Genomic DNA, 20293 nt, shown 5'->3' with positions numbered 1-20293 from the left:
TCAACGTCCTTTCCGTGACCGGCCCTGCCCGCCGCCCGGTTTCCTGCCGACCCTGCCTATCGCTCTGTGCGCCAGGTCCATCGCATCTGTGGTGATCTCCGCCTGGATGAGGCGTCGGCGGGCCTTCTTCTCCTCGAGTTCGAGCTGGTGCGCCTGGCGCAACCTGCGCACCCTGGCCCGTTCCAGCGCCCCGGGGGAGGGCACGTACCAGGAGTCGGGACCAGGTTTGACCACGTAGAGCAGGACTGCGACGGCGGCGATCACGGCGACGGGGACGACTGCGGCCGTACCGCCGATGATGACGGCGGCAGCCACCCCGGCCACGGTGGTCAGCATCATGATTCCCGCCCGGGGGTTGGCTCCGCGCCGGTGCTGTTCGGCGATTTCGGTGGCGGAGTACACCGCGACCCCGTCCCCCACCGGGCCGGCCTGAGCCGCCGGCAGTGCAGGCAGGTCCGTGAACTGGGCGTCGATCTCTGCGCGGGTCAGGGCTCCGGCGACGGCCCGGCACCGTTCGTCGTACTCTGTGACGCTGAGACGGCCGTCCGAGAAATGGACGCCGAGGACCCCTATCGCACGGTCGCGGTCGGCGTCCCCCACACGGACACGGTTGTCCCGGGCGTCGTAGGGATCATTCATGGGACCGAGTCTAGTCGGACTGCACCCGGTCGGTCCGTGCCTCCCCGCCCTGTTCCCGGGCCCACCCGACGGCCTGCTCCACCGCCCGGTTCCACAGGGCATAGGCGTCGTCCCTGTCCTTTCGGGACGCGGTGGGAAGGTAGGTCGACTCCTCCTGCCACAGTGACCTGATCTCGGCGGTGTCGCTGAAGTAGCCCACGGCCAGGCCGGCAGCGTAGGCGGCGCCCAGGGCTGTCGTCTCCGTGACACGGGGGACGGTCACCGGCACCCCCAGCTGGTCGGCCTGGAACTGCATGAGCAGGGAGTTGCCCACCATGCCGCCGTCGGCACGCAGACCGGTGAGGGGTACCCCGGAGTCCGCGTTCATCGCCTCGACGACCTCCCGGGTCTGGAAGGCGGTGGCCTCCAGTGACGCCCGTGCGATGTGCGCCTTCGTCACGTACCGGGTCAGGCCCATGATGACACCCCTGGCGTCCGGTACCCACCGTGGGGCGAGAAGCCCGGAGAAGGCGGGGACGACCACACACCCGCCGTTGTCGCTGACGGTGCGGGCCAGCGGTTCCACCTGGTCGGCGGAGCTGAAGAACCCCAGATTGTCACGGAGCCACTGCACCAGGGCTCCGGTCACCGCCACCGACCCCTCCAACGCGTACACGGCGGGGGCGTCGCCGAGCTGGTAGGCGACCGTGGTGATGAGGCCGTTCCCGGAAGTTCTCGGCTCGGTACCTGTGTTGAGCAGCAGGAAGTTTCCCGTGCCGTAGGTGCACTTCGCTTCCCCGGGTTCGGTGCAGGCCTGCCCGAAGGTTGCCGCCTGCTGGTCGCCGAGGATGCCTGCCACGGGGACGCCGTGGACCGGGCCGGAGCGTCGGACGGTGCCGACGACCTCGGAGGAGCTGACGATCTCGGGGAGCAGTGACTCGGGTACACCCAGAAGACCGCACAGTTCCGGGTCCCACCGGCGGGTCCTGATGTCCATCAGCATGGTTCGGGAGGCGTTGGTCACGTCGGTGACGTGGCGGGCGGCATCGCCGTGGCCTCCCAGTCTTCCCCGCCCCGCCCGGCCTGAGCGGGGCGGGCGGGTGAGTTCCCAGATGAGCCAGGAGTCCATCGTCCCGGCGGCGAGCTCACCGCGTTCCGCCCGTTCCCGCACACCGGGCACATTGTCCAGGATCCACCGGATCTTGGGTCCGGCGAAGTAGGTGGACACCGGGAGCCCGGTACGCCGGCGGATCAGTTCCCCGGAGTTCTCCTCGAGCTGTGAGCAGAAGTCGGTCGTGCGGGTGTCCTGCCAGACGATGGCGTTGTACACGGGCTCACCGGTCTGACGGTCCCAGATGACCGTGGTCTCACGTTGGTTCGTGATACCCAGGGCGGCGATGTTCTCGGTACCGATGTCCGCCCGGGCGACGGCGTCGGCGATGGCGCGTCTGGCGTTGAGCCGGATCTCCTCCGGGTCGTGTTCGACCTGTCCCGGGCCGGGGAAGATCTGCCGGTGCTCGAGCTGACTGACGGAGACCACCTGCCCCCGTGGGTCGAAGACCATCGCCCGGGTGGAGGTCGTGCCCTGGTCGAGGGAGAGGATGAACCCCTTGTCACGACGGCTGTCGTACTTCGCGCCGGCATCCGGGCGGCGGAAGCGGGAGAACAGATCGGACATTTCCGGGGCCTCTCGTCAGTGCGGTCGGGGTGGGTACCGTCAGAGCAGCTGGAGCATCAGCTGCGACTTCTTCACTCCGTCGCCGGCACTGACCGACAGGCCGGAGACGGTCCCGTTCTTGTGCGCCCGCACAGCGTTCTCCATCTTCATCGCCTCAAGCAGCAGGACCGGTTCACCTTCGGTGACTTCCTGGCCTTCTTCGACGAGGACGCTGACCACGGTGCCCTGCATGGGGGCGAGGACGTCGTCGCCGGAGGCGGACGCCGCGGAACCTCCTGCGGACCGTCGGGCAGGACGCCGTACCGGAGCACCGGTGGCGAACAGGTCCCCGGGGACACTGACCTCGACCCGTCGGCCGTCGACCTCGACGGGGATGGTCCTGCGGGAGGGGACGTCCCCGTCGGCGGCAGGAGACTCGTCGGGTTCGACCGTGTTCCGCCACTCCTCCTCGATCCACCGGGTGTACACGTCGAAGTGGTCGACGGTGAGGGGGTCGGCAGCGGCGTCTGCGGCTGAATCCCCGGCGAGCTCCGGGGCGAATGCGGGGTCCCGGACGACCGCCCGGTGGAACGGAAGGACCGTGGGGATACCTTCGACGGTGTACTCGTCGAGGGCCCGGGCGGCCCGGCGCAGGGCGTGGGCACGGTCCTCGCCGGTGACGATGAGCTTGGCGAGCATGGAGTCGAACTGGTCACCGATGACGGATCCCTGCTCCACCCCCGAGTCCACCCTGACTCCGGGGCCGGCGGGCTCCCGGTAGGTGGTGAGGGTACCGGGGGAGGGCATGAAACCGGAGGCGGCGTCCTCACCGTTGATGCGGAACTCGAAGGCGTGCCCGCGGATCTCCGGGTCGGTTGTCCGCGACAGTTCCCGGCCCTCGGCGATACGGAACTGTTCCCGGACGAGGTCCCATCCGGTCACCTGTTCAGTGACAGGGTGTTCGACCTGCAGGCGGGTGTTGACCTCGAGGAACGAGATGAGCCCGTCGTCTCCGACAAGGTATTCCACGGTGCCGACACCCGTGTAGTCGGCGGCACGCATCACGGCCCTGGAGGCTTCCCGCAGCCTGGCGTCCTGCTCCGGGGTGAGGAAGGGTGCGGGTGCCTCCTCGATGAGCTTCTGGAAGCGGCGCTGGAGGGTGCAGTCACGGGTGGAGGCGACGACGACGTTACCGTGGGTGTCGGCGACGACCTGGCACTCCACATGCCGTGCCCGGTCGAGGTACCGTTCGACGAAGCACTCCCCGCGCCCGAAAGCTTTCTCCGCCTCCCTCGTCGCGGACTCGAACAGGGCCGGAATCTCCTCCAGGGTGCGCGCCACCTTCATGCCGCGCCCCCCGCCGCCGAAGGACGCCTTCACCGCGACCGGCAGACCGTACTCTGTGGCGAAGTCGATGATCTCCTGCGCGTCGGTGACAGGCTCCGGGGTTCCGGGCGCCATCGGGGCCGAGACCTGTTCGGCGTACCGACGGGCGGTGACCTTGTCTCCCAGTTCACCGATGGTGCGCGGTGAGGGGCCGATCCAGGTCAGGCCCGCGTCGATGACGGCGCGGGCGAAATCGGCGTTCTCGGACAGGAATCCGTAGCCGGGGTGGACGGCGTCCGCACCGGAGCGTACTGCGGCGTCGACGATCTTCACGATGTCGAGGTAGGACTCGGCGGAGGTCTGGCCGCCGAGTGCGAAAGCCTCGTCGGCGAGCCGGACGAACGGGGCGTCCGCGTCCGGCACGGCGTACACGGCAACAGAGGAGATACCCTCGTCGCGGGCGGCGCGTATCACGCGCACCGCGATCTCGCCACGGTTGGCGACCAGAACCTTCCTGATCTTCCGCGGGTCATTCCGGTGTTCTGCCGGCACGTGCTCTCCTCTTCTCCTGCTGACGACGTCTGGTGACAACCGCCTGACGTTACAACGGGAACCACCGCCGCTGCCAGCCCGGCTGTTACAACCGGGTCAGCTGACGTCAGCGACTGCTGTCAGACGGCCTCGACCGGCATTCTGACCATGTTGCCCCACTCGGCCCAGGAACCGTCGTAGCAGCGGACATCCTTCCTGCCGAGCAGGTGGTGGAGGACGAACCACAGGTGCGCGGCCCGCTCGCCGGTCCCGCAGTAGGTCACCACCGGATCGTCGGGGGAGAGGAAGGAGAAGGCAGCCTCGAGGTCCTGTCTGCTGCGGAACCGGCCGTTGGGGTGGACCATCGTCGACGGGTCGGTGTTGACCGCCCCGGGGATGTGACCGGCGGCGAAGTCCGCCGGGTCTCGGAGGTCGACCAGCTGCATGTTGCGCCGGTCGTTCCGGTCGGCGAGCACTTCGTTGACGAAGATCCGGTGGGTGCTGTCGTCGCGTTCGATGACGGGGTAGCCACGGGTCGGCCCGGGCGGGACATCGTAGGAGGTTTCGCGTTCCTCCTGCATCCAGGCCTCCCGTCCACCGTCGAGGAGGCGCACGTCGGGGTGGCCGAAAAGGTCGAACACCCAGAAGGCGTAGGACGCCCACAGGTTGGACTCGTCGCCGTAGATGACGACGGTGTCGTCCCGGGTGATGCCCTTGTCGTCCATGAGCCGGGCGAACGCGGCACCGTCGAGGAAGTCCCGGCACACCGGGGCGCCGAGGTCGTTGTGCAGGTCAATGCGGATGGCGGTCGGGAGATGTCCGATGTTGTAGAGGATGCTGTCGGAGTCCGACTCGACGACCTTGAGCCCCGCTCCGCCAAGTTTGGCGCCCAGCCAGGAGCTCGTCACGAGACGCTCGGGGTGGGCGTACTGCTGCAGCGCGGGGCTGGGGTCACTCTCGATTCCCATGGGTACGGGTACCGCCTTTCATGTCTGCTGATCAGTCTAACTGCGGGGGTCCCCCCACGTGACCTGTGGGGCTGCAGATCACACTGACAGGGCCCGGGACGGTGGTGCGGCCGGGTCACCGCGTCCAGAAATCGGACACGGACAGACCGAACTCCTCCAGTGCACGACGCAGGACCGGCAACGACAGTCCTATGACCCCGGACGGGTCCCCGTCGACGCGGTCGATGAACCACCCGCCGAGAGCCTCCAGGGTGAAGGCGCCGGCGCATTCCAGGGGTTCACCGGTGGCGGCGTAGGCTTCGATGTCCCTGTCGGAGACCCGGGCGAAATGCACCTGCGTCGAGGACGCCACGGAGATCCGTCGGCCCCGGTGCACGACCGCGTGTCCGGTGACGAGAGTGGCGGTGCGTCCCCGCTGGGCCTTCCACCGCTCGACGGTGCGTTCCACGGTGTGGGGTTTGCCCTGCAGTCGGCCGTCGAGCAGGAGCATGGAGTCTCCGGCGACGATCACGGCGTCGCTCAGGAGGTCAGGCCCGGGGTCACCGGTGAGGACGCCGGCGGTGGTGTCCCGGCCTCCGTCCGCTGCAAGGCGTCCGGCCACCGCATCTGCCTTGACCTCGGCGAGGTGGACGACGGTCTGTTCGGGTGTGGGTGCGACGCCCCGGTCGGCGAGGCGGTCGGTGAGTTCGGCGACGGCGGCGTCCTCGTCGACGTCGGGGACGACCACCAGTGGTTCGGTTCCGGCGGCACGCAGCACGGACAGCCTCGAGGGGGAGGAGGACGCCAGTACCAGGACCGGGCGGCCGGGCAGTGTGCCGGTGTTGTCGGGCACGGCGGGTTCAGGCACGGAACCCGGCCGGGGAGAAGGTACCGGAGTTTCGTCGTCCGACCCCGGGAACACCCCAGGCCCCACGCGGATCGCGGCGCAGTGCCTCGCGCGGGTCCTCGTAGCGTCCGGCGGACGACGACAGTTCACCGGCCAGCGAGGTCAGGGCGAGGGAGACGGCCCGGGCGACACGGTCCTGTTCATCAGGGTCTGCCCCCGGCAGGCCGCGGAGCACGGTCACCGGGACGGGCGGATTGTCGGTCATGTGGAGTTCTCTTTTCGGCTCTGGGGCTACTGTTCCGTGATTTCTGGCCCGTGACTTCTGGCCCGGGATTTCGGACCTGGGACGAATCCTCTACAGAGGAAGATTGCCGTGCTTACGGTCCGGGGCGGGGACGACCTTGCGTTCCAGCAGTGCCAGCCCGTCGATGAGCCGGCGGCGGGTCTCGGACGGGGCGATGACCGCGTCGACCAGCCCACGGGCCGCGGCAGCGTAGGGGGTGAGAAGCGTGTCCTCGATCTCCTCGGTGAGCTGGCGTCGCAGCGCCTCGACGTCCCTGCGCTTCCGGGCAGCCTTGGCGAGGGTGTCGTCGTGGACGACGGTGACGGTGTTCGCGGCGTCCGCGTGGGAGATCCGGGCGGTGGGCCAGGCCAGGACCAGGTCAGCGCCGAGTCCCTTGGATCCCATGGCCACGTACGCGGAGCCGAAGGCTTTCCGGACCACCACGGTGAGCACTCCGACGGATGCTTCGGCGACCGCGGCGAACAGTGGCGCGGAACGTCGCAGCAGTCCGGACCGCTCCTCGTTCACGCCGGGGAGGAAACCGGGGGAGTCGACGACGAACACCAGTGGAATGTTGAATGCGTCACACATCCTGATGAAGCGGGCGGCCTTCGCCGCGGAGGCGGCGTCCAGGGCACCTGCCAGTACCGCCGGCTGGTCGGCGACGATCCCGACCCCCCGGCCGTCGATGCGGGCGAAGGCGGTGAGGACGTTCCCGGCATGGTCGGCGGACAGTTCCAGCAGGCTGCCCGGGTCCACGGTCCCCGCGAGGACGTCGAGAATGTCGTAGCCGGCGAGCGGGGAGTCGGGGATGACCGTGTCGAGGGCCGCGGTGTCCGGGTCGGAGGGCTCGACGGCGGGAACCAGTGCACGGTTGTTGGAGGGCAGCTGTGCCAGCACATCGTGCACCAGGTCCAGGGCGGCGGTGTCGTCGGCCGCGGTGAGGTGGGAGGTCCCGTTCCCGGCGAGAACCGTCACCCCTCCCAGCTCGTCGGCGTCGACCTCCTCCCCGATGACTCTGCGGGTGATGTCCGGGTCGGTGAGGTAGAGGTGGGCACCCTCCACCGCGATGACGATGTCCGCCAGCACCGGTTGGTGGGCCTCCGTCCCCGCGGTGGGGCCGGCGATGACGGAGATCTGCGGCACAACGCCGGAGATCCTCGACCGCAGCCGGTACAGTTTCGCCGACATGCCCAGGGACGCCACCCCCTCCTTCACTCTGGCGCCGGAGGAGTCGTGGATCCCGATGAGCGGCACACCGGCACGTTCGGCGAGCTCCATGACCTTGATGAGCTTCTCCCCGTGGGTTTCACCGACGGTACCGTCGAAGACGGTGGCGTCCTGGGAGAACACGCACACCTGACGGCCGTCCACGGTGCCGTAACCGGTCACCACACCGTCCGTGACAGGGCGTTCGCGGTCGAGGTTGAAGCTGTTCGAGCGGTGCCGGGCGAGAGCGTCGATCTCCACGAAAGAACCGGGGTCGAGCAGGGTGGTGACCCTTTCACGGGCGGTGAGCCGACCGGCGTCGTGGACGGCGGTGACGGCGTCCTCTCCGGAAGGTGCGAGCGTCTCGGTGAGACGGTTGCGCAGATCCTGCAGCTTGCCGACTGTGGTCGACATGTCGGTTGAGGTATCGGCAGGGGTGGGAGCAGTCATGGGGGACAGTCTAAGAGAAGTTGCCGCGGCGTCGTTACTCTGTCCTGTCCGTCACCGTTATCCTCGACAGTCATGAGCACCCAGACACACGGTATTCCCGCCCGGCCTGACCGGGGCCCCGTCGACGCCGGCCGGATCAGTGACCTGCTGTCTGCGGCGGGCGTGCGTGACGTGACGGTGCGGCACGTGGTGTCGACGGGGTCGACGAACTCCGACCTGGCGGCCGAGGCCGCCCGGGGGTCGGCGGCAGACCGTACGGTGCTGCTCGCGGAAGTGCAGGAGACCGGACACGGGAGGATGGGCAGGCCGTGGTCCGCGCCCGCCGGCTCGCAGCTGATCTGCTCCGTTCTGCTCGCCCCGGAGTCAGTCGACCCCGAGCGGCTCGGTGAGCTGCCGCTGTTCATCGGCGTGGCCTGTGCGGAAGCGGTGCGCGAACTCGGCGTCCCCGCTGTCCTGAAATGGCCCAACGACCTGCAGGTCATCCGTTCCGGTCGGCCGCTCAAACTGGCCGGCATCCTCGTCGAGGCGGCCGGTTTCACCCCGCCCGCGATCGTGCCGGGCATCGGGCTGAACCTGTCGGTCACCAGGGAGGAGTTCGACCGGGCCGGACTGGCCGCGGCAACCTCCCTGACACTGGAGGGGGTCGGGATACCCGACGTCGCGGAGAGAGAAAGGGTCACCGCGGTCCTGCTGCGCCACCTCTTCGCCGTGGACGGGGCGTGGCGGGAGAACGGGGACGCCGCGGCGCAGGTCCGGGCCCGCTACCGTGAACTGTCCTCGACCCTCGGAACCCTGGTGAGGGCGGAACTTCCCGGAGGCGGGGAAGTCACGGGCACGGCCGTGGACCTGGGGCCGCACGGGGAGCTGGTCATCGGGACCACCGACGGTGGACGCCGTACCGTGACCGCCGGTGATGTGGTGCACCTGCGACCCGGGGAGGAGTGAGCGGGCGATGTCCAAGATCCGCTTCGCGCCGGAGGAGGTGATTCTCGCCGACCTCAGCCCCAGTCGGCGCAGTGTCGTTTTCCCGGTGCTGGAGCTCGTCCTCGTCACCGGGGTCGTATGGATGCTCGTCGGCCTGCTGGACGCGCACCTGGCGGGGGCGGCGGTCACTGCCGTGGGGTACTACCCCGGAAATCCGGCCCTCGTGCCCGGCCTGCCAGGGGTGTCCTCCACCGCGCTGCCGGCCCTGTGGTGCCGGCGGATACTCCTGGTCCTGTGGGTCTGGGTGGCCTGGCGCCGGAGTCTGCGCAGACTCGTGCACCGTCAACGCTGCCGGATCATCCTCACCGACCTGCGCCTGGTCACCGCGTCGGGGGACTGGCGCTCCCGGATCGGGGAGGTGCCGCTCGGCTCCGTCGTCGACGCCCGTCGCCGGGGACGGGCGGTGGAGGTGCTGACCAGGTTCGACAGGCGGCCGCTGAGACTGGTCGACGTGCCCTACGCCGCGGAGTTCGTGGCAATGCTCAGGGCACAGGCTGCGCGCCGGAACCGGCCGGTATACTTGCGGGAGTGAGTGACGAACCTGATCTGCACCTGTCCCGGCCGGAAGCCCACGCACCCGGTATGCCCCTGGTCACCGTCATCGGGGACGGTCAGCTGGCACGGATGATGCAGCAGTCCGGTATCGGCCTGGGGTTGACGGTACGGCTGCTGGCCGGCAGCGGGGGATCGTCGGCTGCCCAGGCGACCGGGGATGTCTGGCTCGGCGACTACACCGACGAGAATGTCGTCCGGGCGGTGAGTGACGGGGCGGACGCCGTGACCTTTGACCATGAACACGTCCCGAACCGTTTCCTCGAGGATCTCATCGCCGCCGGGGTCAACGTCCAGCCCCGGCCGTCCGCCCTGATCAATGCGCAGGACAAGCTGGTGATGAGGCGACGTCTGCGGGAACTGGGCGCCCCGGTTCCTCCGTTCGCCGAGATCCTGTCCGTCGCCGACGGGGAGGGGTTCTGGGACGCCACCGACGGAGCGGTGTGCCTGAAGACCAGGCGTGGCGGTTATGACGGCAAGGGCGTCTGGTTCCCCGCCACGAGGCGGGAGACGGCGTCCCTCGTCGCTGAACTGCTGGACCGGGGTGTTCCGCTGATGGCGGAGAAGAAGGTCAGACTGGTCAGGGAACTGTCGGCGATGGTGGCGCGCACACCCTCCGGGCAGACGGAGTCGTGGCCGGTCGTCGAGTCCGTGCAGAGGGACGGGGTCTGCAGTCTGGCCGTGGCTCCGGCGCCGGTGGCGACCGACGGCCAGGCGCGCGTCGTGGCGCAGGCGCACACACTCGCCCGTGACATTGCCGCGGAACTGGGGGTCACGGGCGTGCTCGCCGTCGAGCTGTTCGAGACCCTCGATGAGGCGGGGGAGCCGGAGATCATCGTCAACGAACTGGCGATGCGTCCGCACAACACGGGCCACTGGACCCAGGACGGTTGCGTGACCAGTCAGTTCGAGCAGCACCTGCGGGCAGTCCTCGACCGCCCGCTCGGGTCCACGGCCATGACCTCCACCACCACCGTGATGGCGAACATCCTCGGTGACCCTGACGGTGACCCGGAGATGCCGACTGCCCGGAGGATGGACGAGGTGTGGCGGCGTTATCCCACGGCGAAGATCCACCTCTACGGAAAACAGTGGCGTCCCGGACGCAAGATCGGCCACGTGAACATTTCGCTGCCCACCGGGACAGCGGCGACACCGGTGAACGTGGAGAACCTGCGCAGGGACGCCGAGCTCGCGGCAGGGTTCCTCGTCACCGCCACCTGGAAGGACAGGGGAGAATGACCGGTACAACCGACAGAGGGCCCGCTTTCGACGGTCCCGCGGCAGGGATCATCATGGGGTCCGACTCCGACTGGCCCACCGTGGAGCCGGCAGCCCGGGTCCTCGCAGATTTCGGCGTCCCGCACGAGGTCGGCGTGGTGTCCGCACACCGCACCCCGGAAAGGATGCTGGACTACGCCCGCGGGGCCCACACCCGGGGCCTGAAGGTGATCATCGCCTGCGCCGGGGGTGCCGCCCACCTGCCGGGCATGGTCGCGGCCGCGACCCCGCTGCCGGTGATCGGCATACCCCGTGCGCTGGGCAACCTTGACGGTCTCGACTCACTGCTGTCGATCGTGCAGATGCCCGGCGGGGTGCCCACAGCGACCGTCTCCATCGACGGTGCGAAGAACGCGGGACTGCTCGCGGTGCGGATCCTCGCCACCGCACACCCGGAACTCATGGAGCAGATGGTCGACTACCAGTCTACGATGCGTGACGAGGTGCTGGCCAAGGACCTGAAGCTCAGGCAGAAACTGATGGGCGGTTAGTCCACCCCGATGGCACCGTTGCTCCTGGTCAGTCTGCTGCTGGTCCTGCTCTTCCTCGTCACCGCGTGGAGTGTGAAATCCCGGTCCAGGTGGGGAGGTAACGGAATCCTGGTCTGGGCACTGGGCCTGCTGGCGTGGGTGTGGCTGCTCATCGCCGCGACAGGGGCCGGCTTCCCGGGCACCATGTGGTGCGCATTCGCTGTGGCCCATGCCGCCGTCGGTGCGGCCGGCTGGATCGTCGCCCGGTGGATGGGGGACACCCTGCCCGGAAGTGACGGCCGGGGCTGGTACCACCTGGCCACCGTCATCGCCGCAGCGGAACTGCTGAGCCTCGGGGCGGGTGCGCTGGTGCTGGTGGCTGTGCCGGTGGGCAGCCTCGGGGAAGGCGGAGACGACGGCAGGATCGCACTGGTCGTCATGGGTGCCGTCGGTCTGCTCCTGTGGGCCGGTGCCGTCTGGTCCATGCTGCACTACCTGAGGGATGTCGCACGCGGCCGGCGGCGTGCCGCCCCTGGACGGGCGGACGCCGTGATCGTGCTCGGGGCGGGACTGGTCGACGACAAGGTCAGTGACCTGCTTGCCTGCCGGTGTGACCGGGGTGCGCAGGCCTGGTACACGGTGACGGTCAGGCGCCCCGCACGGAGTACACCGTTGATCGTCTCCGGCGGCAGGGGAGAGGACGAACCCTGCACCGAGGCTGAGGCGATGCACCACTACCTCGCCTCCCGTGGATTCCCCCGGGCAGCGGTCATCGAGGAGGGGGACGCCACGGACACCACCGAGAACCTTCACTTCAGTCTCGACCTGCTGGAGGAGCGGGGCGTCCACGATCCGTCGGTGGTGGTGTGCACCTCGGACTTCCACGTCCTCAGGACGGAAAGGATCGTGGAGATGCTCGGACGGGAACGGGGTGACAACGGCCTGCCGTTCTCCGCGGTGGTGCTGGGTGCCCCGACTCCGAGGGCCGCGATCCCGGCGTCCTACCTGCGCGAGTACGTCGCACTGATGCTGCACCGGATTGTCGGACGGGCCTGACCCGGCCCCTGATCCCGGGGTCCTGACCCGGGGCGGGGCGGAAGGGCTCTCAGTCCCGGTAGCGGTTCCACTGACGCCAGGCACCCCAGGTCAGCAGGAGAAAGACGAGGAGGACCAGGGAGGGCCACACCGCGGCGTCCCCGGTCAGGTTCCACACCGCCTGGATGAGGGCGAGGACGTCGAACACGGCGAGGAACCCCAGCACGGACTCCCACACCGTGCGTCGTCGCCGGTACTCCGAGGCGGGCAGGTGCCTCGGGCCCGGGTCTGCAGAACCCCCGTCCCCGGCTCGGTTCCCGGACACTACTTCAGGCCGCCGGCGGTGAGGCCGGCGACGATCCGACGCTGGAAGACCAGGACCATGATCACCAGCGGGACGGTGACCAGGGCACCTGCGGCCATCACCGCCGCGTAGGGGTACTCGTAGGCGTTGGCGCCGGAGAAGCGGGCGATGGCCACCGTCACCGGCTCGGTCGATGTCGAGGACAGCTGCTTGGCCAGCATGAACTCGTTCCAGGTGTTGATGAAGGCCAGGATGGCGGTGGTGAACATCGCCGGTGCGGCCAGCGGGAGGATCACCTTCCGGAAGGCCAGACCTCGGGACGCACCGTCGACCCGGGCGGCCTCCTCCAGCTTCCACGGAAGTTCGCGGAAGAAGGAGGTCAGTGTGTACACGGTCAGAGGCAGGACGAAGGAGATGTTCGGGATGATCAGCGCCTGGTAGGAACCGATCCACCCCAGGTCGGTGAACAGCTGGAACAGGGGGGTGACCAGTGCGATACCGGGGAACATCGACGCAGCGAGGATGATGCCGGTGACGAACCCTTTGCCACGGAAGTCGACCCGGGCCAGCGCGTAGGCGGTGAACACGCCCACCGCCAGTGCGATGGCGGTGGTTCCCGCACCGATGAGGAGGGAGTTGCCGATGGCGCGCAGGAAGTTGTTCCCCTTGTCGGTGGCCAGTGCCTCACTGAAGTTCTCGAGTGTGAGGTGGCTGGGCAGGGGAGTGGTGTCGAAGGTGTGGCTCTTGTCCCTGAATGCTGTGACCAGCATCCAGTAGAACGGTGCGAGCGCCCAGACGACGATGACGATGACGCCGAGGTATCCGCCTACGGTGCGCAGCAGTGAACGGCCGTCGCGGTTCATCGGGTGATCTCCTCTCCTGTGGTGGCGGGCGTCGCGTCGGTGTCGCGGTGCCGTCGACGCTTCTTCTTCCCCTGGTCCTTCGGCATGTTCTGCGTGCCTGCGACATCAGCGCCGAGGAACTTCACCATGATGAATGCGACCGCGAAGATGAGCAGGAATATGAGTGTGGAGATCGCGGAGGCGGAATTGAAGTTGCCGCCCTGCATGTCAGAAATGACGAGCTGGCTGAGCACGGCGGTGGGGGAGTTCGCCGAGGAACTGATCATGATGACCGGCAGGTCGTACATGCGCAGTGCGTCGAGCGTGCGGAACAGGATGGCGACCATGAGCGCCGGCCGGATCAGCGGAAGGGTGATCCGCGTGAACTGGGCCCAGCGGGATGCACCGTCGACCCGCGCCGCCTCGTAGACCCCCTGTGGCACCATCTGCAGACCGGCGAGGATGAGCAGTGCCATGAACGGTGCGGTCTTCCACACGTCCGCGATGATGACCGCGAACCTCGCAGCCCAGGGGTCGGTCGTCCAGGCGATGTCCAGTCCGGTCAGCGAGTTCACGATGCCTTCCGGGGCGAAGATGAACTGCCAGAGTTTGGCGGTGACCGCGGTGGGGATGGCCCAGGGGATGAGCACTGCGGCGCGCAGCAGGCCACGGCCCAGGAAGCTGCGGTTCATCACCGTCGCCATCCACAGGCCCAGCACCGTCTCCAGGGCGACGGTGACGGCCACGAAGAACAGGGTGATCTTCAGCGCGGGCCAGAAGTCCACGGCCAGGTTGCCGGGGGCGCAGGTGGACACGGTCCCGTTGGGTGACATGCACCGTTGGGTCAGCCAGTACAGGTAGTGGTCGAATCCGGCGAAGCCGCCCTCGACGAACATTCCGGTGGACTTGTCCAGGTGTTTGTCTGCCTGGAAGGACAGCCATACCGCGCGGAGCACCGGGTATCCGATGACGACGGCCAGCAGGGCGAGGCTGGGTCCGACAAGCCAGACGGCCCGGAGGTCGCGTTTCTTGGTTCTCACGGGAGGACACCTTACAAAAGCGGGACGGGGTGGAGGACGTGTGCGGGGCACGCGGAGCACGTGTGGGCTCCGGGGTGGAACGGAAAGGGCCCCGCACCGGTGGCGGGGCCTTTCAGGAACTAGCCGGTGACGTTGCGGATCGCGGCATCCATGTCCGTCGTCGCCTTGTCGACGTCAGCGGTCCCGTTGACGGCGGCGTAGGCGTTGTCCTGGACAGCCTTGGACAGGGCATCGTAGCTGGGGGAGACAGGACGCGGTTTCGCGTTCTCCAGGGACTCCTTGAGCACCGGGAGGTACGGGAAGTCCGCGATGAGGGACTGGTCGTCGTAGATCGAGGCGAGAACGGGCGGGAAGGACGCCTCGGCGAAGGACTTCTGGTTCTCCGGGTCAACGATGAACTTCATGAAGTCCAGGGCGGTCGCCTTGTTCTTCGAATTGACGTTGATGCCGTTGTTGTACCCGCCGAGGGTCGACACACCCGTACCGTCCTTGCCGACCAGGGGCTGGACCTCCACCTTCCCGCGGGTGGCGTCCGCCTCCTGGGCGTTGGTCCACATGTACGGCCAGTTGATCGCCATCGCTGTGGAACCTTCGGTGAAGGCCAGGTTGGTCTCCTCCTCGGTCGCCGCGGTCGAACCCGGGGCGATGGTGCGGTCCTTGTATGCGTCGACGAGGGCCTGCAGGCCCTCACGGGAGGCGTCCGAGGTGACGGTCGGCTGTCCGTCGTCACCGAGGATGCCGCCACCCCATCCGTCCATGAAGTTCCCCGTGGCGATGGTGATGCCCTCGTACTGCTTGAGCTGGGTGGTCAGGCAGTCCTTGTTCTTCTCGAGCACGGCCCGGCAGGCGGCGACGACGTCATCCCACTTCTGGGGGGCTTCCGGCACGAGCTCGGTGTTCCGGTAGAGCAGCTGACCGTTGGTGTTCTGGGGCAGGGCGTAGAGGGTGTCGTTGTAGGTCGCGGACTGCACCGGGGCGTCGAGGATGCCGTCGGTGGAGACCTCCAGGTCCCCGGTCAGCGGCGCAAGCCACCCGTTGGCGGCGAACTGGGCGGTCCAGACCACGTCGAGGGCCATCACGTCGTAGTCCGAGGAGCCTGCCTGGAGGGACTGGACCAGGGTCTCACGCTGGGCGTCCGCTTCGCCCGCAAGTTCCTTCAGTGTGACCTGCTCGTCCGGGTGGGCGGCATTCCACTTGTCGATGACGGGGCGGAGCTTTCCGGTGTCGTTCTTGCCCATCGCGAAACTGATCGGTCCGCGGGAGGTGTTCGACGCCGTGTCTCCGCCGGAGCTGTCGTCGTCGGAGGAACAGGCGACCAGGCCGGCGGTGAGACCGGTGGCAGCGAGAATGGCGAGCAGCTTCGTCGGAAGCTGAGGAAGGTGAGCCATGGGCCTGACCTTTCAGTTGGGGTCCTCAGTGAAACGTCCCCGTCGGCGGTGTGCCGTCGGGTGCTCCGGACGAGTCTAGTATCTCCGGTGCCTCTGCGGGGGCATCCGTGGGACACGCTCACCGTGCCGCGCTTCCGTTTCAGGGGTGGGGAGGGGGGCCGGTCACTCCCCGTCGCCGTCACCACGGACGGTGGATGCGCCGTCAGTACCGGCTGTACCGGCTGTACCGACCGTGCTGACGCCGGCGCGTACCCTCTCGCCCGCAGAGTCGAAGAAGTACACCCGGGCATTGTCCGCCAGACCGAAGACCACGGTGTCCCCGATCGGGGGCAGGGCACCGGGTGAATCAGCTGTCCGTGCCGTCACCGGCCCGTACGCGGTGTCCGCGTACACGTTGGCGTCCGCCCCGAGCTCCTCGACGAGGGTGACGGTGCCGGTCAGACCGGCGCTGCCGGCGCCGTGGTGGCCGGGACCTCCGGTGTCGACGACCGTGAGATGCTCCGGACGCACCCCCACCTGAACAGCCCCGGCAGGCAGATCGACGCCCAGTTCCGGCAGAGAGGCACGTACCGACGGCAGGGTCCCGCCGACAGTCAGCAGGTTCATCGACGGGGAACCGATGAATCCCGCCACGAAGGCGTTGACCGGGTCGCGGTAGAGGTTCTGGGGGGTGTCCACCTGCTGGAGTTCACCGTCACGCAGCACGGCCACCCGGTGCCCCATCGTCATCGCCTCGACCTGGTCGTGGGTGACGTACACCGTGGTGACGCCGAGATTCTGCTGCAGTTTGACGATCTGGGCGCGGGTCTGGACCCGCAGCTTCGCATCCAGGTTCGACAACGGCTCATCCATGAGGAACACCTGGGGTTCACGGACGATGGCCCTGCCCATGGCCACCCGCTGACGCTGACCTCCCGACAGATCCTTCGGCTTGCGGTCCAGGTACTCCGTGAGGTCGAGGATACGGGCCGCGTCCTCGACCCGTCGGGCGATCTCCTCCTTCGGACGCTTCTTGATGGAGAGGGCGAAGCCCATGTTGTCCCGCACGGACATGTGCGGGTACAGGGCGTAGTCCTGGAACACCATCGCGATGTCCCGGTCCCCGGGTTCCTCACCGGTGACGTCTCTTCCGCCGATGGAGATGGTCCCGCTGCTGGTGGGCTCCAGTCCCGCCAGGGCCCGCAGGGTGGTGGACTTCCCGCACCCGGAAGGTCCGACGAGGACAAGGAACTCTCCGTCGGCGATCTCCAGGGTGAGGTCCCTGACGGTGGGGGAGTCCGCTCCGGGATACCGGATGTTCACATGATCGAAGACGACGTCAGCCATGCTGCCGGATCATACCGCAGGCTGACCCGTGAATCGGGCGGACGACGTAGAGTTACCCCTCGTGGAGGACACCGGTGGAGCAGCGGCCGTGCAGGCCCCTGCGGGCAGGTTCTGGCGGGACCGTGGATTCTGGCTGCAGTTCATCGTCCAGTCCGTGGTGTTCCTGTTCCTGGGGATGCTGGACGTCGTCAGTGCGGTCAACGCGGTCGAACCACTGGGGGAGTCCGCTACCCCCGGTCAGTCGGTCACCTCGGACGCGGGCACCGTCACCGGCGTGCTTCTGGCCGGCGGATACGGCATCTCCTTCATCGGACTGCTGCTGCAGCGTCGGCGCCCTGAGACGGGGCTCGCCGTCGTCGCCGCGGGATCCCTGACCGCCGCTGCGGCCATGTCGCCGGTGTACATGCTGGGTGCGGGCATCGTCGGCTACGAGGCCTGGTTCATCTCCGGGTATGTCCGCCGTCACCGTCGACGGTGGCTCGCCCTGCTCTCGGTCGGCGCGGTGGCCACGGCGTTGCTCGCGGTCCTGGCGTCCGTGTTCGGCTTCGGCTGGGGCGGTACCGGGGCCGCGGTCGGCGACGTCCCTGTGCGGGAACTGACTGTCACCCTGTCGGTCCTGGTCCTGCTGGTCATCGTGTCGGTGGCACTGTGCTGGCAGCTCGGCCTGGGGGTACGCCGGCAGCATGAACGCATGGAGAACCTCGCAGCCCGGGCCGAACTGTCCGCGGTGACCGAACGCAACCGGATCGCCCGTGAGATGCATGACATCGTCGCACATTCGTTGACCGCCGTCATCGCCCAGGCCGACGGTGGCAGATATGCGGGCAGGAAGGACCCGGACAAGGCGATCGAGGCCCTGGAGACCATCGGTTCCACAGGCAGGGAGGCACTGGCCCAGATGCGTCAGCTGCTCAGCGTGCTACGCGACGACGGTCTGCGTGGGACCTCCGCCGCCCCCGGCGTCGCCGGTGTGCCTGCTCTCGTCGAAGACGCCCGGCGGTCCGGACTGGAGGTCGACCTGCAGGTGCTCGGGCGCCCCCGGGAAGTTTCCCCGACTGTGGGACTGACCGTGTACCGCACGGTGCAGGAGTCGCTGACGAACATTCTCAAACACGCCGGGCGGGTCGGGGTGACGATCGTGATCGACTGGACCGCGCCGGGCCGTCTGACCATCACCGTGGACAATTCCCCGGGCACGCCGGGGGAGTGCCTCGTCGACCCGGAGTCCGCTGCAGGGGGAGCAGGAGGACAGGGGCTGCTCGGCCTCAAGGAGCGGGCCCGGGTCCACGGGGGTTCGGCGGGGTGGGGTCCCTCGGACATCTACCCCGGCGGGTGGAGGGTGACGGTTAAGCTGTCGACATGACCGGTACCACCACTGTCGGCCTCGCCGACGACCAGCAGCTGGTCCGCGCAGGTTTCGCCATGGTGCTCGACTCGCAGGACGACATCACCGTCGCCTGGCAGGCGGTGGACGGGCGGGACGCCGTCCGTGCGGCCCGCGAGCATCCGGTGGACATCCTGCTCATGGACGTGCAGATGCCTGACATGGACGGGATCACCGCGACCAGGCTGATCGTCGACGGGCGGGTGGCAGGCCCGTCAGGTGCCCCTACCCGTGTCGTGATGCTCACCACCTTCGACAACGACGAGTACGTCATGGACTCAGTCACCGCCGGTGCCAGTGGATTCCTCCTCAAGGACGCCGATCCCGAGGACCTCATCGCCGCGGTCCGTACAGTCGGGGAATCCTCCGCAGTGATCTCGCCTAAGGCGACCGCACGTCTGCTGCGCAGGGTCAGGGAGGACAGTGCCGGAGTTCCGGCGTCCCCGTCCCGGCAGGTTGTCCGTGTCCCGGACGAGGACGACTCCCTCGGGCTCGTCGACCCCCTGACCCCCCGGGAGCGGGAGATCCTGGTGCTCATGGCCAGGGGGGCATCGAATACGGAGGTCGCCGCCCAGCTGTTCGTCTCACTGCCGACGGTGAAGACCCATGTGGGGCGGATCCTGGCGAAGACCGGTTCACGGGACAGGGTGCACGCGGTACTGTTCGCCTTCCGGCACGGGCTGGTGGACCCGGTCAACCTGCTCGACGGGTAGGCGCGGGAGGGCGGTCCAACACTCCGGCCTCATACTCCGGTATGAGCCGGGAGGGGCTGTCGGCCTCAGGAGGATCAGACCGTGGACCGATGTGCGGGTCGGCCGGGCCGACGACCATGGTAGCCATGATCACAGTCACTGAACTGCACAAGAGATACGGAAGCCACGACGCCGTGGCCGGCCTGTCCTTCACCGTCCCCGACGCCACCGTCACAGGTTTCCTCGGCCCGAACGGGGCCGGTAAGTCAACCACCATGCGCTGCATCCTCGGACTGGACCGGCCCACGTCAGGAACCGTGACCTTCGACGGCCGGGACTTTCCCTCCCTCGCGGACAAGGCGTCCACCGCAGGCGCGCTGATCGAAGCGGACTGGTTCACCCCCGCCAGGTCGGGACGGTCCCACCTCAGGGTTCTCGCCCGTGGAGCAGGGGTGCCGGACCGGAGGGTCGAGGAGTGCCTCGAGATCGTCGGACTGACATCCGCGGCGAAGAAGAAGGTCGGGGGCTACTCCCTGGGCATGAAGCAGCGGCTCGGCCTGGCGGCCGCCCTTCTCGGCGACCCGAAGCACCTCATCCTCGACGAACCGGTGAACGGTCTCGACCCGGAAGGGGTCAGCTGGATGCGCCGCACCATCCGCAGCCTGGCGGATGAGGGGCGCAGCATCCTCGTCTCCTCGCACCTGCTGTCCGAGATGCAGCTGACGGCGGACCGGCTGGTGGTCATCGGCCGGGGGCGGATGATCGGCGAATACACGATGTCCGAATTCCTCGCCGGTGGATCCAGGGTCCTCGTCGAGACGCCGGAGCGGCACACCACCGCAGTTCTGGCGGACCGTCTCCGCGACGCCGGCTTCACCGCCGGATTCACGGTGGGGGACGCCACCTCCGACGGGCCCTCAACCGGGGGCGTCGAACTGCTCGTCGACGTCCCCGAGGGGGGAACCGACGCCGAAGTTCGCCGGGCCGTCGCCGAAATCGCTCTGGCGGCGTCAGTGCCGGTCACCGGGCTGCGGGTCGAGTCGGCCGACCTCGAGACCCGTTTCCTCGCCGCCACCTCCGGTGCCCAGGAGTACCGGACCGAATCCGCCGTAACCGGAAGGAACTGA

At 68.4% G+C, this 20293-nt stretch carries 20 protein-coding genes; 8 read left to right on the top strand and 12 right to left on the bottom strand.

The window, feature by feature from the left end:
* From E0E18_RS05290 to E0E18_RS05260, 7 genes are all read right to left on the bottom strand, one after another.
* Positions 1–639 carry a DUF1707 SHOCT-like domain-containing protein gene (locus tag E0E18_RS05290; RefSeq protein WP_066583746.1) on the bottom strand — a complete coding sequence of 213 codons (639 nt, stop codon included), beginning with the start codon at positions 637–639 and terminating at the stop codon, positions 1–3.
* Between the two features lie 10 nt (positions 640–649).
* Positions 650–2296, bottom strand: coding sequence for a glycerol kinase GlpK (glpK, locus tag E0E18_RS05285; RefSeq protein ID WP_130839596.1), 1647 nt, complete (start codon positions 2294–2296; stop codon positions 650–652).
* 39 nt (positions 2297–2335) lie between these two features.
* Positions 2336–4153, bottom strand: coding sequence for an acetyl/propionyl/methylcrotonyl-CoA carboxylase subunit alpha (locus E0E18_RS05280; protein WP_066583741.1), 1818 nt, complete (start codon positions 4151–4153; stop codon positions 2336–2338).
* 119 nt (positions 4154–4272) lie between these two features.
* Positions 4273–5100: a sulfurtransferase gene (locus E0E18_RS05275; protein ID WP_066583739.1), complete on the bottom strand. Its 828-nt coding sequence runs from the start codon at positions 5098–5100 to the stop codon at positions 4273–4275.
* A 115-nt stretch (positions 5101–5215) separates the two neighbouring features.
* On the bottom strand, positions 5216–5932 hold the full coding sequence (locus E0E18_RS05270; protein ID WP_419866041.1) for a Maf family protein: 717 nt from the start codon (positions 5930–5932) through the stop codon (positions 5216–5218).
* Positions 5933–5939: 7 nt separating this feature from the next.
* On the bottom strand, positions 5940–6191 hold the full coding sequence (locus E0E18_RS05265; protein WP_130839594.1) for an acetyl-CoA carboxylase subunit: 252 nt from the start codon (positions 6189–6191) through the stop codon (positions 5940–5942).
* Positions 6192–6281: 90 nt separating this feature from the next.
* The gene (locus E0E18_RS05260) at positions 6282–7868 is read right to left on the bottom strand and encodes an acyl-CoA carboxylase subunit beta (RefSeq protein ID WP_130839592.1); all 1587 of its coding nucleotides are present in this window, start codon (positions 7866–7868) and stop codon (positions 6282–6284) included.
* Between the two features lie 72 nt (positions 7869–7940).
* Between E0E18_RS05260 and E0E18_RS05255 the strand changes: the two genes are divergently transcribed.
* The 5 genes from E0E18_RS05255 to E0E18_RS05235 are packed head-to-tail and all read left to right on the top strand — an operon-like array spanning position 7941 to position 12211.
* Positions 7941–8813, top strand: a complete 873-nt coding sequence (locus E0E18_RS05255; protein WP_130839590.1) for a biotin--[acetyl-CoA-carboxylase] ligase — start codon at positions 7941–7943, stop codon at positions 8811–8813.
* Between the two features lie 7 nt (positions 8814–8820).
* Positions 8821–9384 carry a hypothetical protein gene (locus E0E18_RS05250; protein ID WP_130839588.1) on the top strand — a complete coding sequence of 188 codons (564 nt, stop codon included), beginning with the start codon at positions 8821–8823 and terminating at the stop codon, positions 9382–9384.
* On the top strand, positions 9381–10646 hold the full coding sequence (locus E0E18_RS05245; RefSeq protein ID WP_066583720.1) for a 5-(carboxyamino)imidazole ribonucleotide synthase: 1266 nt from the start codon (positions 9381–9383) through the stop codon (positions 10644–10646). The genes E0E18_RS05250 and E0E18_RS05245 overlap by 4 nt, the downstream gene beginning before the upstream one ends.
* A complete protein-coding gene (purE, locus tag E0E18_RS05240; protein ID WP_066583718.1) occupies positions 10643–11176 on the top strand; it encodes a 5-(carboxyamino)imidazole ribonucleotide mutase in 534 nt (177 codons plus the stop codon). The genes E0E18_RS05245 and purE overlap by 4 nt, the downstream gene beginning before the upstream one ends.
* Before the next feature lie 9 nt (positions 11177–11185).
* On the top strand, positions 11186–12211 hold the full coding sequence (locus tag E0E18_RS05235) for a YdcF family protein (RefSeq protein ID WP_130839585.1): 1026 nt from the start codon (positions 11186–11188) through the stop codon (positions 12209–12211).
* 49 nt (positions 12212–12260) lie between these two features.
* Here the strand turns inward: E0E18_RS05235 and E0E18_RS05230 are convergent, their stop codons facing one another.
* The 5 genes from E0E18_RS05230 to E0E18_RS05210 form a co-directional block, all read right to left on the bottom strand.
* Positions 12261–12515 (bottom strand): hypothetical protein, encoded by a 255-nt coding sequence (locus tag E0E18_RS05230; RefSeq protein ID WP_227871196.1) that lies wholly within the window; start codon positions 12513–12515, stop codon positions 12261–12263.
* Positions 12515–13357, bottom strand: coding sequence for a carbohydrate ABC transporter permease (locus E0E18_RS05225; RefSeq protein ID WP_066583713.1), 843 nt, complete (start codon positions 13355–13357; stop codon positions 12515–12517). The genes E0E18_RS05230 and E0E18_RS05225 overlap by 1 nt, the downstream gene beginning before the upstream one ends.
* Positions 13354–14427, bottom strand: a complete 1074-nt coding sequence (locus E0E18_RS05220; protein WP_419866040.1) for a carbohydrate ABC transporter permease — start codon at positions 14425–14427, stop codon at positions 13354–13356. Before E0E18_RS05220 ends, E0E18_RS05225 begins: the two co-directional genes overlap by 4 nt.
* Positions 14428–14495: 68 nt before the next feature.
* A complete protein-coding gene (locus tag E0E18_RS05215) occupies positions 14496–15764 on the bottom strand; it encodes an ABC transporter substrate-binding protein (RefSeq protein ID WP_078057054.1) in 1269 nt (422 codons plus the stop codon).
* Between the two features lie 162 nt (positions 15765–15926).
* Complete coding sequence (locus tag E0E18_RS05210) at positions 15927–17090, bottom strand: ABC transporter ATP-binding protein (RefSeq protein ID WP_130839581.1); 1164 nt, start codon at positions 17088–17090, stop codon at positions 15927–15929.
* A gap of 61 nt (positions 17091–17151) precedes the next feature.
* Between E0E18_RS05210 and E0E18_RS05205 the strand changes: the two genes are divergently transcribed.
* From E0E18_RS05205 to E0E18_RS05195, 3 genes are all read left to right on the top strand, one after another.
* Positions 17152–18453, top strand: coding sequence for a sensor histidine kinase (locus E0E18_RS05205; RefSeq protein ID WP_237559637.1), 1302 nt, complete (start codon positions 17152–17154; stop codon positions 18451–18453).
* The gene (locus E0E18_RS05200; RefSeq protein ID WP_066583709.1) at positions 18450–19187 is read left to right on the top strand and encodes a response regulator; all 738 of its coding nucleotides are present in this window, start codon (positions 18450–18452) and stop codon (positions 19185–19187) included. Before E0E18_RS05205 ends, E0E18_RS05200 begins: the two co-directional genes overlap by 4 nt.
* 116 nt (positions 19188–19303) lie before the next feature.
* Positions 19304–20293 (top strand): ABC transporter ATP-binding protein, encoded by a 990-nt coding sequence (locus E0E18_RS05195; protein WP_110481108.1) that lies wholly within the window; start codon positions 19304–19306, stop codon positions 20291–20293.

The organism is Corynebacterium neomassiliense (assembly GCF_900626215.1).
GTDB lineage: Bacteria > Actinomycetota > Actinomycetes > Mycobacteriales > Mycobacteriaceae > Corynebacterium > Corynebacterium neomassiliense.
This window is presented reverse-complemented; position numbering and strand designations above follow the sequence as displayed.